The following is a 14,891-nucleotide window of genomic DNA, read 5'->3' as shown; positions in this document are numbered from 1 at the left end:
AACATGCGACTGACGGTCTGGCTAACGCGATAATCTCAAGCCACAGGCAGCTTCGCCAGCTGCTCCTGCATCTTGGCCAGCGTCGCCGAGAAGTTCGCCACGCGTTCCTTCTCCTGCGCCACCACGGCCGCCGGCGCGCGCGCCACGAAGCTTTCGTTCGACAGCTTGCCGTTCGCCTTGGCGATCTCGCCCTGCACGCGCGCGATCTCCTTCGACAGGCGCTCGCGCTCGGCGGCGACGTCGATCTCGACCTTGAGCATCAGCTTGGTCGTGCCGACGATCGACACCGCCGCCGGCGAATCCGGCAGCGCGTCGACGATCTGCACTTCCTGCAGCTTGCCCAGCGACTGGATGTAGGGAGCGAACACCGCCATGCGCGCGCGGTCCTCGGCATTGCCCGGCTCCAGGAACAGCGGCACGCGCACCGAAGGCGACAGCGACATCTCGCCGCGCAGGTTGCGGGTGGCGTCGGTCAGGGCCTTGAGCTGGTCCATCCAGGCTTCCGCGCCCGCGTCGATGAGCGAAGCGTCGGCTTCCGGATACGGCTGCAGCATGATCGAATCGCCTGACTTGCCGGCCAGCGGCGCGACGCTCTGCCACAGGGCTTCGGTCACGAAGGGGATCACCGGATGCGCCAGGCGCAGGATCACTTCCAGCACGCGCAGCAGGGTGTGGCGGGTGGCGCGCTGCTGCGCCTCGGTGCCCTGCTGGACCTGGACCTTGGCCACTTCCAGGTACCAGTCGCAGTACTCGTCCCAGACAAACTTGTAGATGCTGCTGGCGATGTTGTCGAAGCGGTAGTCGGCGAAGCCCTTGGCCACGTCCTGCTCGGCGCGGTTCATCAGCGAGATGATCCAGCGGTCGGCCTGGGACAGGTCGGCCGCCTCCGGCTTGCCGCAATCTTTCCCTTCCGTGTTCATCATCACGAAGCGGGTCGCGTTCCACAGCTTGTTGCAGAAGTTGCGGTAGCCCTCGCAGCGGCCGAGATCGAAGTTGATGTTGCGGCCCAGCGAAGCATAGCTCGCCATGGTGAAGCGCACGGCGTCCGTGCCGAAGGCCGGGATCCCGTCCGGGAATTCCTTGCGGGTGGCCTTGGCGATCTTCTCGGCGGCGCGCGGATCCATCAGGCCCGAGGTGCGCTTGGCGACCAGGGACTCGAGGTCGATGCCGTCGATCAGGTCGATCGGGTCCAGGGTGTTGCCCTTGGACTTGGACATCTTCTGGCCCTGCGAGTCGCGCACCAGGCCATGCACGTACACGGTCTCGAACGGAACCTTGCCGGTGAAGTGGGCGGTCATCATGACCATGCGCGCCACCCAGAAGAAGATGATGTCGAAGCCGGTCACCAGCACCGAGGACGGCAGGAACAGCTCCATGTCCTTGGTCTGCTCCGGCCAGCCCATGGTCGAGAAGGGCACCAGGGCCGACGAGAACCAGGTGTCGAGCACGTCGTCGTCGCGGCGCAGCTCGCCCGTGATGCCCTGGGCCGCGGCCTTCGCCTTGGCTTCCTCGTCGTTGCGCGCGACCACGATGTTGCCGGCGTCGTCGTACCAGGCCGGGATGCGGTGGCCCCACCACAGCTGGCGCGAGATGCACCAGTCCTGGATGTTGCCCAGCCACTGGTTGTAGGTGGTGGTCCAGTTCTCCGGCACGAACTTGATCTCGCCGTTGGCAACCTTCTCCAGCGCCACGTCGGTGATCGACTTGCCCGGATTGAAGGTGCCTTCAGGCGCCGGCTTGCTCATCGCGACGAACCACTGGTCGGTCAGCATCGGCTCGATGACGACGCCGGTGCGGTCGCCGCGCGGCACCATCAGCTTGTGCGGCTTGACCGCTTCCAGCAGGCCTTGCGCTTCGAGATCGGCGACGATCTGCTTGCGCGCGGCGAAGCGGTCCAGGCCCTGGTAGGCGGCCGGGCCGTTCTCGTTGATCTTGGCGTCGAGGGTGAAGATGTTGATCGGCTCGAGCTTGGCGCGCTGGCCCACGGCGTAGTCGTTGAAGTCGTGCGCCGGGGTGATCTTCACGCAGCCGGTGCCGAATTCCTTGTCGACGTAGCTGTCGGCGATCACCGGGATCTGGCGGCCGGTCAGCGGCAGGGTCAGCATCTTGCCGTGCAGGTGGGTGTAGCGCTCGTCGGTCGGGTCCACCGCCACGGCGACGTCGCCCAGCATGGTCTCGGGACGGGTGGTGGCCACGGTCAGGTGGCCCGAGCCGTCGGCCAGCGGGTACTTGATGTACCACATCGAGCCGTCTTCCTCCTGCGAGTCGACTTCGAGGTCGGACACGGCGGTGCCCAGCACCGGATCCCAGTTGACCAGGCGCTTGCCGCGGTAGATCAGGCCCTGCTCGTACAGGCGCACGAAGACTTCCACCACGGTCTGCGAGCGCGGTTCGTCCATCGTGAAGTATTCGCGGGTCCAGTCGGCCGAGGCGCCCAGGCGGCGCATCTGGCCGGTGATCGTGTTGCCCGACTTTTCCTTCCACTCCCAGACCTTCTTGAGGAATTCCTCGCGGCCGAGATCGTGGCGCGAGATCTTCTGGGCGTCGAGCTGGCGCTCGACCACGATCTGGGTCGCGATGCCGGCGTGGTCGGTGCCCGGGATCCATGCGGTGTTATAGCCGCGCATGCGGTAATAGCGGGTCAGGCCGTCCATGACGGTCTGGTTGAACGCGTGGCCCATGTGCAGGGTGCCGGTCACGTTCGGCGGCGGCAGCTGGATGCTGAACGACGGCTTGCCCTCGTCCATGGTCGCGGTGAAGTAACCGCGCTTTTCCCACTCGGCGCGCCAGTATTGTTCAATGTCCGCTGGCTCGAAAGACTTGGCTAATTCCATGATGTGGTGGCGTAAGATTTTTTGCGAAAAGGTCCATTATAGAGTAGAAGCGCGTATAATCCGGCCCGCTGGCCCCCGGGACATCCCGGGGACCGCACACGCTAGGGGTCCTGCGTGTCGTGCAAGCGACATGCGGGTGAGAAATACCCTCCGAACCTGATCTGGATAATGCCAGCGAAGGGAAGCAGTCGAGAACGGTGGTGGGCGCGCACGCGCCCGTGCGGCCGCGCTTGGCACACTCCTTTGCTGGCTCCTGCAAGCACAAGGAGCCACATGAACGCACCGCTGAAGTTCGATTCCGCCACCGCCCAGGTGGACCAGGCCGCCGTCGCGCCGCTACCCAATTCCCGCAAGGTCTACATCGAAGGCAGCCGGCCCGACATCCGCGTGCCGATGCGCGAGATCAGCCAGTCGCCCACGCCGGCCAGTTTCGGCGGCGAGCCCAATCCGCCGCTCTATGTCTACGACACGTCTGGCCCCTACACCGACCCGGCGGCCGCGATCGACATCCGCAGCGGCCTGTCCACGCCGCGCCTGCCCTGGATCGTGGAGCGCGGCGATACCCAGGAACTGGCCGGACCGAGCTCGGTCTACGGCCAGGCGCGCCTGAGCGACCAGGCTCTCGCGCCGCTGCGCTTCTCGCTGAGCCGCACCCCGCGCCGCGCCCGTGCCGGCGCCAACGTCACCCAGATGCACTATGCGCGCCAGGGCATCGTCACCCCCGAGATGGAATTCGTGGCCCTGCGCGAGAACCTGCGCCGCAAGGAATACATCGCCTCCCTGCACGCCTCCGGGCCGATGGGCCAGCGCATGGCCGAGCTGCTCGGCCGCCAGCATCCGGGCCAGTCCTTCGGCGCCAGCATCCCGGACGAGATCACCCCGGAATTCGTGCGCAGCGAAGTGGCGCGCGGGCGAGCGATCATCCCGGCCAACATCAACCACCCGGAAGTCGAGCCCATGATCATCGGCCGCAACTTCCTGGTGAAGGTCAACGCCAACATCGGCAACTCGGCCGTGACTTCCTCGATCGGCGAGGAAGTCGAAAAGATGACCTGGGCCATCCGCTGGGGCGCCGACACCGTGATGGACCTCTCCACCGGCAAGCACATCCACGAGACCCGCGAATGGATCATCCGCAACAGCCCGGTCCCGATCGGCACCGTGCCGATCTACCAGGCGCTGGAGAAGGTCAACGGCAAGGCCGAGGACCTCACCTGGGAGATCTACCGCGACACCCTGATCGAGCAGGCGGAGCAGGGCGTCGACTACTTCACCATCCACGCCGGGGTCAGGCTGGCCTACGTGCCGATGACGGCCAAACGCCTGACCGGCATCGTCTCGCGCGGCGGCTCGATCATGGCCAAGTGGTGCCTGGCCCACCACAAGGAATCCTTCCTCTACACGCACTTCGAGGAAATCTGCGAGATCATGAAGGCCTACGACGTGTCCTTCAGCCTGGGCGACGGCCTGCGCCCCGGCTCGATCTACGACGCCAACGACGAGGCCCAGCTGGCCGAACTCAAGACCCTGGGCGAACTGACCCAGCTCGCCTGGAAGCACGATGTCCAGACCATCATCGAGGGCCCCGGCCACGTGCCCCTGCACCTGATCAAGGAGAACATGGATCTCCAGCTCGAGCAGTGCGCCGAGGCGCCGTTCTACACCCTGGGGCCGCTCACCACCGACATCGCGCCCGGCTACGACCACATCACCTCCGGCATCGGCGCGGCCAACATCGGCTGGTACGGCACCGCCATGCTGTGCTACGTGACCCCCAAGGAGCACCTCGGCCTGCCCGACAAGAACGACGTCAAGGACGGCATCATCACCTACAAGATCGCCGCCCACGCGGCTGACCTGGCCAAGGGTCACCCCGGGGCCCAGCTGCGCGACAACGCGCTGTCCAAGGCGCGCTTCGAGTTCCGCTGGGAAGACCAGTTCAACCTGGGCCTGGACCCGGACAAGGCGCGCGAATTCCACGACGAGACCCTGCCCAAGGATTCCGCCAAGGTGGCTCACTTCTGCTCGATGTGCGGCCCGCACTTCTGCTCGATGAAGATCACCCAGGAAGTGCGCGAGTACGCGGCCGGCAAGGGCGTGGCCGAGGAGGCGGCGCTCAAGCAGGGCATGCAGGAAAAGGCGATCGAGTTCGTGCGCAGCGGCGCCCAGCTCTACCGCGAGGTGTGACCATGCCGGAGATCGTGCTCAATGGCCAGGCGCGCGAGGTGCCCGAAGGGCATTCGCTGCAGGAGCTGGTCAGCGAACTGGGACTGGCCGGCAGCGGCATCGCGCTGGCCGTGAACCGCGAAGTGGTGCCGCGCCAGCGCTGGCTGGACCGCCGGCTGCAGGCCCGGGACCGGGTGGACATCGTGCGCGCCATCGGTGGCGGCTGACAGGAGAGAACAATGAATGCAAGGACTGAACTGAAGAACGACGTGCTGACCATCGCCGGCCGCCAGTACGGCTCGCGCCTGCTGGTGGGCAGCGGCAAGTACCGCGACCTGGAGCAGACCCGCGAGGCGACCCTGGCCGCGGGGGCCGAGATCGTCACCGTGGCGATCCGCCGCGTGAACATCGGCCAGGACCCGAACGCGCCCAGCCTGCTGGACGTGCTGCCGCCCTCGGAATTCACCATCCTGCCCAATACGGCCGGCTGCTACAACGCGCAGGACGCGGTGTACACCCTACAGATGGCGCGCGAACTGCTGGGCGGGCACAAGCTGGTCAAGCTCGAGGTGCTGGGGGACGAGAAGACCCTGTTCCCGCACATGCCGGAAACCATCAAGGCAGCCGAGACCCTGGTCAAGGACGGCTTCGACGTCATGGTCTACTGCAGCGACGACCCGATCCAGGCGCGCATCCTGCAGGAGATCGGCTGCGTGGCGGTGATGCCGCTGGCTTCCCTGATCGGCTCCGGCATGGGCATCCTGAATCCCTGGAACCTGCGCCTGGTGATCGAGCAGGCCACGGTGCCGGTGCTGGTCGACGCCGGCGTGGGCACGGCCTCGGACGCCGCCATCGCCATGGAACTGGGCTGCGACGGCGTCCTGATGAACACCGCGATCGCCAAGGCGGGCGACCCGGTGCGCATGGGGCGCGCCATGAAGCATGCCGTGATCGCCGGTCGCGAGGCCTTCCTGGCCGGGCGCATGCCGCGCCGCTTCGAGGCCTCGCCTTCCTCACCGGTGGACGGAAAGATCACCAATTGAGCCCGACCGTGCTGGTGTTCGCCGGGCTCGACCCCGGCGGCGGGGCCGGCCTGGCCGCCGATATCCTGGCGGTCGCCGCCCAGGGCGCGCACGCGCTGCCGGTGGCGACCACGCTCACCGCCCAGGACAACAACCGGGTGTTCGAGGTGGCGCCGGTGGACCCGGACTTCATCGTGCGCCAGGCCGAGCCCCTGCTGGCCGCCTGCGCCATCGACGCGGTCAAGATCGGCATCCCGGGCAGTGCCGCGAACGCCGAGGCGATCGCCTCGGTGCTGCGGCGCCTGCGCGAACGCGCGCCCAGGCTGCCGGTGGTGCTGGACCCGGTGCTGGCCAGCGGCCACGGCCACGCGCTGGGGCAGGGCGATCCGGCCGAGGCCCTGCGCCCGCTCCTGGAACTGGCGACCATCGCGGTGCCGAACCTGCCCGAAGCGGCGGCGCTGGGCGAGCTGCCCTGCGAGCACGTGCTGGTCACCGGCGGGCATGCGGACGGCAACATGGTGATCAACCGCTGGATGCGCGGCGGCGCCGACATGCGCGCCTGGGGCTGGCCGCGCTTGCCCAACGCCTACCACGGCAGCGGCTGCACCCTGGCGGCCGCCATCGCGGCGCGCCTGGCCGTGGGCGACGACATGGAGAGCGCGCTGGCGCGCGCCCAGGCCTACACCTACAAGGCGCTGGCCCAGGCCTACGCCATCGCGCCGGGGCAGCGCATCCCGCGCCGCCTCCTGCAACTCAACTGAAAGGACATCGCATGCGTGGTTTATACCTGGTCACGCCCAACTGGGACGACACCGACAAGCTGCTGGCGGCCACCGCCGCCGCGCTGGAAGCCGGCGCGACGCTGGTGCAGTACCGCCACAAGGACGCCAGTGCGGCGCTGCGCGCCGAGCAGGCGGCGGCCCTGCTGGCCCTGTGCCGCCGCTTCGGAAGGCCGCTGCTCATCAACGACCACCTCGACCTGTGCCGCGACCTCGACGCCGACGGCGTGCACGTCGGCCATACCGATGCGGGCGTGGCCCAGGCGCGCGCGCTGCTGGGCAAGGACAAGATCGTCGGCGCCTCCTGCTACGGCCAGCTGGAGCTGGCGCTGGCGGCCCGGGACGCCGGGGCCAGCTACGTCGCCTTCGGCGGCTTCTACCCCTCGCCGGTCAAGAAGTACGATTTCGTCACCCCGCCCGAGCTGCTCGAGCGCGCCCGCGCGCGCATCGCGCTGCCGATCGTGGTGATCGGCGGCATGACGCCGGCGAACGCCGCGCCGCTGGTGGCGCGCGGCGCGGACATGGTGGCGGCCATCACCAGCGTCTACGGCGCCGACCCGGCGGAAGCGGCCCGCGAGTTCGGCGCGCTGTTCGGGCCGCTCTGACCCTACAATAGGCGCCATCGACATCTCGTTCTCCTGCACGCCATGCGTATGCTGCGCCTGTTCATCCACACCCGCCGCCATCCTTCCGCCTTCCTGCTGCTGGTGCAGCTGGCCGGGATGCTGCTCTATCCCTTCATCGAGGAGACCCCGGCCGGGCACGTCGTCTTCAATGCCTTCGGCATCGTGGTGCTGGCCTTCACCATCCGCATGGTGCGGCGCACGCCGGGCGAGACCCGGGTCAGCATCACGCTGGCGGTGCCGATCATCGTGCTGCTGGTGCTGCAGTCGCTGTTCGACCTGCGCGCCGAGCTGCTGCCCTGGTCTTCGGGGCTGGAGGCGCTGTTCTATTTCTATGCGGCGCTCAGCCTGACCGCCTACATGATGGCCGACCAGCGCGCCACCACCGACGAGCTGTTCGCGGCGGCCGCCACCTTTACCCTGATCGCCTGGGGCTTCACCCACCTCTTCATCCTGCTGCAGGAACTTCATCCCGGCACCTTCGCCGCCGCCGTGAACGCCGATGCGCCGCGCAGCTGGAGTGAACTGAATTACCTGAGCTTCGCGCTGCTCTCGAGCACCGGCATCGGCGACGTGATTCCGCTCACGGTGCATGCGCGCGCCCTGGCCAGCGTCGAGATGCTGGTCGGGCTGATGTACCTGGCCTCCGTCGTGGCGCGCCTGATCGGCTTCACCACCCGGGGACGGATCTCGCGCCGCGGCCGCCGTTCCCACGACAGCTGGGAACAGGACTAGGCGCTAGAATGGATCCCTCAGCATTCGGGATCCCGACCATGAACACAGCCCACGCCAAGCCTGCCATCCGCCGTTTCAACGCCGCAGAGTGGCCGGCCTACCGCGCCATCCGCCTGCGCGCGCTGGCCGATTCGCCGAGCGCCTTCTGCAGCAGCCTGGCTTCGGAACAGGCCTTGCCTGACGAGCACTGGGCGGGACGGCTGGCGCGCGCCCAGGACTCCGGCCTCGATTGTCCGCTGGCGGCGGAACTCGACGGCGTCCTGGCCGGGCTGGCCTGGGCCAAGGCAGATGGCGAGGATCCGTCCGTGGTCAACCTGTTCCAGATGTGGGTCGCCCCGGAAGCGCGCGGGCGCGGCGTGGCGGCCGCGCTGCTGGACGCGGCCATCGCCTGGGCCCGCGGCTACGGCGCGCGCAGCCTGCGCCTCGGCGTGGAGACCGGCAATACGGCGGCGATCGCTCTGTACGCGAAGGCGGGCTTTCGCGAAACCGGCGCGCGGGCGCCGATGCAGCCCGGCGGCGCGCTGCTCGAACAGACCATGGTGCTCGACCTGGCTCCATGAAAAAAGGACGCCGAGGCGTCTAATGCCGTTCAGTTAGCGCATACACGTCATTCCGGCGCAGGCCTGATCGGCCACGCCGGAATCCAAGTTCTCCGAGCTGTCGAGCCGCCGAACTTGGGCCCCGGCCTTCGCCGGGGCGACGGTTTTTCTGCTAACTGAACACCATTACGCCGAGGCGTCCTTTTTTGCCGATCGCAGCGTCCGAATTACTTGCCGCAGCCCAGCGACTTGATGCGCTCGTAGGCCGCCTTGGCCTGCACCAGTCCGTAGCCGTACTTGGTGTCGCGGCCGGCGGTGCCCAGGTCGAGCGCGCTGTTGACCAGCGAGGTGCGGATCTGGGCGCCGGTGCAGGTCGGGAAGTAGCTCCACACCAGGGCCGCCACCGCCGACACGTGCGGGGTCGCCATCGAGGTGCCGTCGTAGTAGGCGTAGTTGGTGGCCTTCACGCCCACGGTCGCGCTCTGGCCCAGCTGGCCCTTCATCGCCGCGCCGTCGGTGTCGCTCGCGGTGACCGAGGGGATGGTGGTCACGGTCGTGCCCAGGGTGCCGCCGAAGCTGCCCGCCACGTTGTTGTAGACGATCGCGCCGACGCCGCCGCTGTTCTGGCAGTTCTGCACCTTGACCGCGAAGTCGACGCTGCCGCGCTGGATCAGGCAGACCTTGCCCGACACCGCGGTGTTCACCTTGTCGCCGATGCCGAAGTCGGCCAGCGGCGCGCTCGCGGTCTTGACCGGCGAGCCCTCCATCGAGCCGGCCGCGTAGTTGACGCCGCCGACGGCCAGCACGCCTTCCGTGCCGCCGCCCATCGGGACGGTGGACAGCACGGCCACGCCGGGGCCGGCCAGTTCGACCTTGCTGTTGTACTGCGAGAAGCTGGCCCACTGCTTGTTCTCGTCGACCGCGCCGACCATCACCACGCTGCTGTAGCCGGCCGGGTAGGACACCACGGTATTGCCGTCGTTGCCGGCCGCGGCGACGTTCAGCACGCCCTTCGCGTACAGCGAATCGAAGGCCCGCTGCTCGGTCACGCTCTTGCGGCCGCCGCCCAGCGACATCGAGATCACGTTGGCGCCGGCCGCGCCGCACTTGTTGGCGGCCGAGGCCAGGGTCGAGGAATAGGCCCAGCCATCCTTGCCGAACACCTTCACGATGTGCAGCTTGAGCAGCTTGTTGGCATTGACGCCGACCACGCCGGTGCCGCTGTTGTTGATCGCGGCGATGCTGCCCGCCACGTGGGTGCCGTGGTGGTTCTCGTCGGTGTACCACCAGCCGGTGCCGGCGTCGTATTCGCCGGTGACCGGATTGCCGCTCAGGTCCTCGTGGTTGCGGTCGTAGCCCGAGTCGATGATGCAGACCTTGCGGTTGCCGGCGTTGGTATCGGACAGCTGGTCGGCCTGGACCTGCTGGATGCCGTAGGGGACCAGCTGGCCGCTGGCGTAGGGCGTGCCGGTCGAGGGCGAGGTCAGCGCGAAGGGACGGCGCACCACGTCCTCTTCGATGTATTCCACATTGGGGTTGTTCTCCAGTCCCTTGAGCGCGACGGCCGGCACTTCGATGGCCATCGCGTTCATGCCGAAGATCTCGTGCTTGACGGCGCCCTTGGCGGCGCCGACGGCGGATTTCAGCGAGGCCGCGGCGCCCGGCTTGAAGGCCACGATGACGCGCGTGGTATCGGGAGCGGCTGCCTGCGCGTTGCCGAGCACGCCGGCAGCGATCAGGGCGGTGATGCAGGACTTCAGTGCGCGAGTGTCTTTGCTTACCATGAATCTTCTCCGTATTGATACTTATAGGTTATGGCCGCGGCTCGTGGCCGTCGGCACTCTTGTCTCCACACCAGATATGCATATGTGGTAAATCCAGTGTATTTGGAAAACTTCTACTCAAGCAATCAAGATTTCAATCGTGTGTGCACTAAACGTGACAGCTAAGTCATGCACTATTGATCTAGCGCAACCGTTGTAGCGCGTGCTATTCTTTTTTTCATGGCTTCTGCGAGAAGCCGCGCTGGCCGGCCGCAGCACGCACGGGCCCTGCTTGAAGAATGAAGGAGGAAGCATGGAGTCCCCAGCCGCATCGCGCCGCTCGGTGCTGGTCGTCGACGACGACGCACTGTTGCGCGAGTTCCTGGGCGAGGTGTTGCGCCACGCCGGATACGACCCCATCGAAGCCGGCACCTCGGCGCAGGCGCTGCGCGCGATCGAGGAAAGGGGCCAGGACGTGGCCCTGGCCATGCTCGACATCTCCATGCCCGGCATGTCGGGCCTGGACCTGGCGCGCCTGCTGCGCGAGGAGACCGAGATTCCCTTTATGTTTTTGTCGGCGAAAGACGACGCGGCCAGCGCGCGCGCGGCCGCCGACGCCGGCGCGGTCGGCTACGTCGTCAAGCCGGTCGACGCTCCGCGCCTGGTGGCGGCCTTCGAAGCCGCGTTGGCGCGTGGCGACGACATCCGCCGCCTGCGGCGCAGCGAAGCCAGCCTGACGTCGGCGCTCGCGGCCGGACGCGAGACCAGCATCGCCGTCGGCGTGCTGATGGCGCGCTACCAGGTCGACCGCCAGACCGCCTTCGACGTGCTGCGCGACCAGGCGCGTTCGCAGCGCCGCAAGCTCAATGAGGTGGCCGAGCAGATCCTGGCGGCGGAAGAGACCATCAATGCGCTGCATGGCGCGATCGCGGAACGCCTGCGCGGCAAGTAAATACAAGGTGAGGACAGGCAAGGTGGCGCACGCTGCTGCGCCTGTCTTGCTATCATGTCCAACTTTACGGTTCGACAAGCGGACCGTTCCCTCAAGTTCGCGACACAGGAAGAACACATGAAAACCAAGGCAGCAATTGCATGGAAGGCGGGCCATCCGCTCACGATCGAGGAAGTCGAGCTCGAAGGCCCGAAGGCCGGTGAGGTGCTGGTCGAAGTCAAGGCCACCGGTATCTGCCATACCGATTACTACACCCTGTCCGGCGCCGACCCGGAAGGCATCTTCCCGGCCATCCTCGGCCACGAAGGCGCGGGCGTGGTGGTCGACGTCGGTCCGGGCGTGACCAGCCTGAGGAAGGACGACCACGTCATTCCGCTGTACACGCCGGAATGCCGCCAGTGCAAGTTCTGCCTGTCCCAGAAGACCAACCTGTGCCAGGCGATCCGCTCGACCCAGGGCCGCGGCCTGATGCCGGACGCCACCAGCCGCTTCTCGCTGGACGGCCAGCCGATCTACCACTACATGGGCACCTCGACCTTCTCGAACTACATCGTGGTGCCGGAGATCGCCCTGGCCAAGGTGCGTTCGGACGCGCCCTTCGACAAGATCTGCTACATCGGCTGCGGTGTCACCACCGGCATCGGCGCGGTGATCTTCACCGCCAAGGTGGAGGCGGGCGCCAACGTGGTGGTGTTCGGCCTGGGCGGCATCGGCCTGAACGTGATCCAGGCGGCGAAGATGGTGGGCGCCGACAAGATCATCGGCGTCGACCTGAACCCGGAGCGCGAAGCGATGGCGCGCAAGTTCGGCATGACCCATTTCATCAACCCGACCAAGGTCGAGAACGTGGTCGACAGCATCGTCCAGCTGACCGATGGCGGCGCCGACTACAGCTTCGAGTGCGTGGGCAACGTCAACACCATGCGCCAGGCGCTGGAGTGCTGCCACAAGGGCTGGGGCCAGTCGATCATCATCGGCGTGGCGGCGGCGGGGCAGGAGATCTCGACCCGTCCGTTCCAGCTGGTGACCGGCCGTGTGTGGAAGGGTTCGGCCTTCGGCGGCGCGCGCGGCCGCACCGACGTGCCCAGGATCGTCGACTGGTACATGGAGAACAAGATCAACATCGACGACCTGATCACTCACCACCTGCCGCTAGAACGCATCAACGAAGGCTTCGACCTGATGAAGTCGGGCGAGTCGATCCGCTCGGTCGTCGTCTACTAAACATATCCCGTCGCGGGCCGTGCAGCGGCCCGCGCTCTACCGCGCTGCGCGCTCCCGCGTGGCGCTCTCCCGCCTGGCGCTTCCCCGCGCGGCGCTTCCCCCGCAGCGGCTGCGCCGCGCAGCCCCCCTTTTTCCCGATCCGTCCCGCGTTTCCCGCCGCCTGTCGCAGGGTGCTCGCGTCCGCACGCCTGCCGACCTAGAGTAGGCATGGCGCGGTTCCCACGCGCACGTATGTAGAAAAAAAGTTCTAGACAAGACGTTCTAGACAAATTATTCTAGTTTCGACGTGAAGGAGAACGCATGAACGAGATGCTGGCGGTGGCGGCGAGCAGCCTGGCCTGGGCCTTGATCGATTTCGTCTGGCAGGGCGCGCTGGTCGGCTGCGCAGCGGCGCTGGTGCTGGGCCTGATGCGCGCCGCTAGTCCGCAGGCCCGCTATGCCGTGGCCTGCGCGGCGCTGCTGCTGTGCGCGGCCCTGCCGCTGGCGGGCACGGTGCAGCGGGTGCTGGACGCCGGTGGCGGCAGCACGCTGGCGCCGCTGGCCACGCTGCCCCTGGACGCGGCCCTGCCGGCGCCGGTGCTGGCGGTCGACCGCTCGCAGGTGGCCGGCTGGGAAAGCGCCGTCCAGGACAGGCTGCCGCTGGTGCTGCTGTTCTGGGCCTGCGGCGCCGGCCTGCTGGCGCTGCGCATGGCGCTGGGCCTGTTGTGGGTGCGGCGGCGCAGCCGTCCCGGCCAGTACCGGCTCGACCCGCACTGGCAGGCACGCCTGGACGAGCTGGCGCGGCGCTTCGGCATTGCGCGCCGCGTCACCCTGGGCCTGGTGGACGACCTGGCCAGTCCGGTCACGGCCGGCTTCTGGCGGCCGGTGGTGCTGGTGCCGGCCTCCTTGATCAGCGGCATGCCGCCGCAACTGCTGGAAGCGCTGCTGGCGCACGAGCTGGCCCACGTGCGGCGCGCCGATTACCTGGTGAACCTGATCCAGAGCGCGATCGAGATCCTGCTGTTCTACCACCCGGCGGTGTGGTGGCTGTCGACGCGGATCCGCGACGAGCGTGAACGGATTGCAGACGATTTAGCAGCAAGAGAGCTCGGCGAACCGCGGCGTCTGGCGCTTGCATTGTCCGAACTGGACTTGTTCCAGTCCACCCCGCAACTTGCCCCAGGGGCACATGGAGGAAATCTCATGTCTCGCATCAAACGCCTGGTCCGGCCTGAAGCCGAACCGCTCAACTGGAAGCTTGCGCTTCCCATCCTTGGCCTGGCCATCTGCGCCGCGCTGTCTACCTGGACCCAGCCCGTGCAAGCCGCGCCGGAGGCGCCCCAAACGGCCGCCGCGCGCAGCGAACCTGTCGGCGAAGCTGAGCGCAAGCTGCGGGTGGTGCGCGAGGCTGCCCGCAACGAGCCTTACGCGCTGGTGCGCGCCAAGGACGGCGACATGAACATCAGCGGCAGCAGCGACGACTGGGACGAGGTGAAAGCCGCCAAGCGCGTGGTCGATGGCGACTTCATCTGGTTCCGCGAGGGCGGGCAGTCCTGGGTGATCCAGGATCCCCAGGTGCTCGCCAGGGCACGCGCGGCCTGGGCGCCGCTCGACCGTCTGGGCGCGCAGATGGACGTGCATGGCAAGGAGATGGACAAGCACGGCAAGAAGATGGAAGTGCTGGGCAAGCAGATGGAGCGCGCGTCGGAAGGCATCAAGGACAACGTCAGCAAGCGCGAGACGCGCGAGATCGAAGAGGGCATGAACGCGCTGAGCCGCCAGATGGAAGACCTGGGCCGCCAGATGGCCGCCGCCACCGACGACGCCGAGCGCGAGCGCATCGGGCGACGGATGGAAGAGGCCGGGCGACGGATGGAGGAAGCGGGACGCAGGATGGAGCAGGCCTACAACGGACCGGCGGCGCGCAAGGCGCATGCCGAGATGGACGCGCTCGGCAAGCAGATGCACGAGGCGGGCAAGCCGATGGATGCGCTGGGCAAGAAGATGGGGGCGCTCGGGAAGGAGATGGAGCGGGAGAGCAAGGCGGCGGACCAGACGGTGCGGAACTTGATCCGCGAATCGAAGGCGAAGGGCTTGGCCCGGCCGGTGCCGGTGGCGGGGTGAATTGAATCCTCGGCCTAAAGACCGTCGTTCCCGCGTAGGCGGGAACCCAAGTTTGCAAACGTTTCGATAACGCACACAGAACCTGGGTCCCCGCCTCCGCGGGGAGTCGTTTCCGGCAGTGCCGGGAACGACGTGCTAAGGGCAACTAAGC

12 protein-coding genes and 1 riboswitch are annotated in these 14,891 nt (G+C 67.5%); of the genes, 10 read left to right on the top strand and 2 right to left on the bottom strand.

What is annotated here, in order from left to right; genetic code table 11:
- Nucleotides 1-35: 35 nt before the first annotated feature.
- Nucleotides 36-2,834 (bottom strand): valine--tRNA ligase, encoded by a 2,799-nt coding sequence (locus tag B0920_RS14100; RefSeq protein ID WP_078033105.1) that lies wholly within the window; start codon nt 2,832-2,834, stop codon nt 36-38.
- Nucleotides 2,835-2,927: 93 nt separating this feature from the next.
- Nucleotides 2,928-3,034, top strand: a riboswitch (TPP riboswitch).
- A 73-nt stretch (nt 3,035-3,107) separates the two neighbouring features.
- On the opposite strand from B0920_RS14100, the gene thiC reads away from it, so the two are divergent.
- Genes thiC through B0920_RS14065 form a run of 7 tightly spaced genes read left to right on the top strand, consistent with a single transcriptional unit; the run spans nt 3,108 to nt 8,719 of the window.
- The gene (thiC, locus tag B0920_RS14095) at nt 3,108-5,021 is read left to right on the top strand and encodes a phosphomethylpyrimidine synthase ThiC (protein ID WP_078033104.1); all 1,914 of its coding nucleotides are present in this window, start codon (nt 3,108-3,110) and stop codon (nt 5,019-5,021) included.
- A 2-nt stretch (nt 5,022-5,023) separates the two neighbouring features.
- Entirely contained in the window at nt 5,024-5,227 is a 204-nt protein-coding gene (gene thiS / locus B0920_RS14090; protein ID WP_078033103.1) for a sulfur carrier protein ThiS, read from the top strand.
- A 12-nt stretch (nt 5,228-5,239) separates the two neighbouring features.
- Nucleotides 5,240-6,043 carry a thiazole synthase gene (locus tag B0920_RS14085; protein WP_078033102.1) on the top strand — a complete coding sequence of 268 codons (804 nt, stop codon included), beginning with the start codon at nt 5,240-5,242 and terminating at the stop codon, nt 6,041-6,043.
- The gene (locus B0920_RS14080) at nt 6,040-6,783 is read left to right on the top strand and encodes a hydroxymethylpyrimidine/phosphomethylpyrimidine kinase (protein WP_078033101.1); all 744 of its coding nucleotides are present in this window, start codon (nt 6,040-6,042) and stop codon (nt 6,781-6,783) included. The genes B0920_RS14085 and B0920_RS14080 overlap by 4 nt, the downstream gene beginning before the upstream one ends.
- A gap of 11 nt (nt 6,784-6,794) precedes the next feature.
- The gene (gene thiE / locus B0920_RS14075) at nt 6,795-7,406 is read left to right on the top strand and encodes a thiamine phosphate synthase (RefSeq protein WP_078033100.1); all 612 of its coding nucleotides are present in this window, start codon (nt 6,795-6,797) and stop codon (nt 7,404-7,406) included.
- 48 nt (nt 7,407-7,454) lie between these two features.
- Nucleotides 7,455-8,159 (top strand): ion channel, encoded by a 705-nt coding sequence (locus B0920_RS14070; RefSeq protein WP_229455495.1) that lies wholly within the window; start codon nt 7,455-7,457, stop codon nt 8,157-8,159.
- Between the two features lie 38 nt (nt 8,160-8,197).
- Nucleotides 8,198-8,719: a GNAT family N-acetyltransferase gene (locus B0920_RS14065; protein ID WP_143745731.1), complete on the top strand. Its 522-nt coding sequence runs from the start codon at nt 8,198-8,200 to the stop codon at nt 8,717-8,719.
- 206 nt (nt 8,720-8,925) lie between these two features.
- Here the strand turns inward: B0920_RS14065 and B0920_RS14060 are convergent, their stop codons facing one another.
- On the bottom strand, nt 8,926-10,482 hold the full coding sequence (locus tag B0920_RS14060) for a S8 family serine peptidase (protein WP_078033097.1): 1,557 nt from the start codon (nt 10,480-10,482) through the stop codon (nt 8,926-8,928).
- Between the two features lie 292 nt (nt 10,483-10,774).
- Here B0920_RS14060 and B0920_RS14055 point away from each other — a divergent pair, with 292 nt between their 5' ends.
- The 3 genes from B0920_RS14055 to B0920_RS14045 all read left to right on the top strand — a co-directional run bounded on the left by B0920_RS14055 (nt 10,775) and on the right by B0920_RS14045 (nt 14,740).
- Nucleotides 10,775-11,413: an ANTAR domain-containing response regulator gene (locus tag B0920_RS14055; protein WP_078033096.1), complete on the top strand. Its 639-nt coding sequence runs from the start codon at nt 10,775-10,777 to the stop codon at nt 11,411-11,413.
- Between the two features lie 117 nt (nt 11,414-11,530).
- Entirely contained in the window at nt 11,531-12,637 is a 1,107-nt protein-coding gene (locus B0920_RS14050; RefSeq protein WP_078033095.1) for an S-(hydroxymethyl)glutathione dehydrogenase/class III alcohol dehydrogenase, read from the top strand.
- 300 nt (nt 12,638-12,937) lie between these two features.
- Entirely contained in the window at nt 12,938-14,740 is a 1,803-nt protein-coding gene (locus B0920_RS14045) for a M56 family metallopeptidase (RefSeq protein WP_143745730.1), read from the top strand.
- Nucleotides 14,741-14,891: the final 151 nt, after the last annotated feature.

It is taken from the genome of Massilia sp. KIM (assembly GCF_002007115.1).
GTDB lineage: Bacteria > Pseudomonadota > Gammaproteobacteria > Burkholderiales > Burkholderiaceae_D > Telluria.
Note: the sequence above shows the minus strand (reverse complement) of the source record. Positions and strands in the feature narration are given on the sequence as shown.